The organism is Photobacterium sp. DNB22_13_2 (genome assembly GCF_052873915.1).
On record NZ_JBNNXU010000045.1, the window covers coordinates 1 to 2,541 of the forward strand.

Here is a 2,541-nt window from a genome sequence, read left to right on the forward strand (position 1 = left end):
TGTTCGCTTTGCATGCGTAGCGCGTCGTCGAATACGTTATCGTGCTGGATACCGATAACACCCAAACGCCAGCCTGTTGCTCCAAAGTATTTTGAGAACGAGTACACGCAAAGTGTATTGTACGGGCATTTGGCAAATAGCGAGACGAAGTCATCCGCAAATGTGCCGTAAACATCATCAGTGATGATGAATAGATCTTTACGCTTGGTTTCAACCAACTCAGCGATGTTATCCAGCGTCTCGTCAGACATTTTCACTGATGCTGGGTTAGCCGGGTTAACCACACACAACAGCTTGATATCTGTATCTTCGAGCTTAGCGATTTCCGATTTAGGTAGCTGCCAGCTTACTTCGTCCAGGCGTAGCTCAACAATTTCCAGCTCGTATTCCGCCAACTCTGGGATTTCCAGGTACGGTGTGAAGATTGGGGTGATAAGGGCAATCTTGTCACCTTTCTTCAGCAGACCATTGTTGAACATTGACTGGAAGCTGTAGGTCATGGAGGCTGTTCCGCCTTCAGTGGCAAACAGGTCGAAGTCATTGGTCATTGGCAGCTTGCCATACATTTCTTGACCGATGTACTGCTTCACTACCTGCTCGATGTTTGTCAGCATGCGGTCTGGCACTGGGTAGTTACAGCCCAGGAAGGCATTCACTAGCTCGTTCAAGAAGACATTCTTATCAATGCCTAGACGGTCTTTGGTGTAGCTCAGTGCTTTTTGTAGGAACTGAACACCTTCGGCATTAGCGTGCTGTTTGGCAAAGGTATCGAAACGCTCAACAATGCCGAAACCATCAGGGATACCACCAAAACCACCGTTTAGGTAAGAGTAGGTGCGCTCCGACTCTTCAAGCGCAAAGTCACCTAAACGAAGGAAAGCACGGCGTGGCAGAGTTGCTAGGAAGTTAGGGTTGCCACGACCAGCATCAAGCAGGGTGCGATCAGGAACCGTTTGTGCCACTTCAATCAATTTGTCTTTCAGTTCAAATGGGCTTAGGTCTGCAAATTTTGAAAAGTCGATTGTGTTTGTTTTAGTCGTCATAATAAAGTCTCTAAGAAGGTGTCAATGAGTTATCTTGTCTAATTAAGTACAATTAAACGCACTTAATATTCAGTTGTTGAGTTAATGGATAATCTTTTAAAGATGATTAAATGTATTAATTTCTCATCTCTCTTGCTGTGGGAATATATTATCGCGAGTTAATCAGTATCCAAACTCGCAAATGAATGATTGAATCCTTCCATTTTTTTGTGTTGATATTATTTGTCACTAAGTATTTGTTAATTAGATTTTGGTTTGTATTTTGGGTTGGGGTATTACATTACTTGATGGCTGTGGTTATGTGAAAAATTAGCTTGTTTTTTACTTGATCTCAAAGTTCATTATTATGGTTGTTTTCGTGAAGTGAGTTTTTTTATTGAATGAGTGATAACGATTGAAATAATGGAGGTATTCAAAATGGATGTAAAAATAAAAAGCTGCCGATTAACGGCAGCTTTTTTAACTATTACGCTTGAGTCGCAGTCACGAAGCTGTTGTAGTACTCGTCAAGCACTTTGCGGGTTTCGCGGCCAATCAACTCGTACTCGTGGTGAGTCAGGTTCGCCAGTGAAACACGTACTGAACCGTGTACAACGTCAAAGCCTTTACCCGGTAGTAAGATCACGCCCGTTTTGTAAGCCAGACGGAACAGGAAGTCTTTGCCCATGTTGTTGGCTTTGAACCAGTCAACGAACTCCTGACCGTACATTTTTGCGCCCAGTACATCCAGATCTAGCAGGGTGTAGTAATCAACGCGGTTAACGTCTTTCTCAACTTCAACGCCCATGTTTTTGTAAAGGGTGTTGTAGCGTTGGCGGATGATGTTCTTACAGGCATCTTTGTAAGATTCTTCTGCATCCATCAAACAAGCCAGTGAGAATAGCGCCATTTGAACTTGCTGTGGTAGAGATAAACCAGCAGTGTGGTTCAGTGCAACGCCACGGCTCTCTGCCACCATACGGTCAATAAACGTGATAGTACGAGGTTCAGGGGTCAGTGTTTTGTATCTCTCGTCCAGTAGCTGTTTCTGCTGTTCGCTTTGCATGCGTAGCGCGTCGTCGAATACGTTATCGTGCTGGATACCGATAACACCCAAACGCCAGCCTGTCGCTCCAAAGTATTTTGAGAACGAGTACACGCAAAGTGTATTGTACGGGCATTTGGCAAATAGCGAGACGAAGTCATCCGCAAATGTGCCGTAAACATCATCAGTGATGATGAATAGATCTTTACGCTTGGTTTCAACCAACTCAGCGATGTTATCCAGCGTCTCGTCAGACATTTTCATTGATGCTGGGTTAGCCGGGTTAACCACACACAACAGCTTGATATCTGTGTCTTCGAGCTTGGCGATTTCTGACTTTGGTAGCTGCCAGGTTACTTCGTCCAGACGAAGCTCGACAATTTCCAGCTCGTATTCTGCCAACTCTGGGATTTCCAGGTACGGTGTGAAGATTGGGGTGATAAGGGCAATCTTGTCACCTTTCTTCAGCAGACC

At 44.5% G+C, this 2,541-nt stretch carries 2 protein-coding genes; both read right to left on the reverse strand.

The window, feature by feature from the left end; genetic code table 11:
* Positions 1-1,043 (reverse strand): bifunctional aspartate transaminase/aspartate 4-decarboxylase (locus tag ACVA58_RS27695; RefSeq protein WP_446513470.1); only part of this gene is annotated, 1,043 nt, incomplete at its 3' end.
* 466 nt (positions 1,044-1,509) lie between these two features.
* Positions 1,510-2,541 (reverse strand): bifunctional aspartate transaminase/aspartate 4-decarboxylase (locus ACVA58_RS27700; RefSeq protein WP_446513471.1); only part of this gene is annotated, 1,032 nt, incomplete at its 5' end.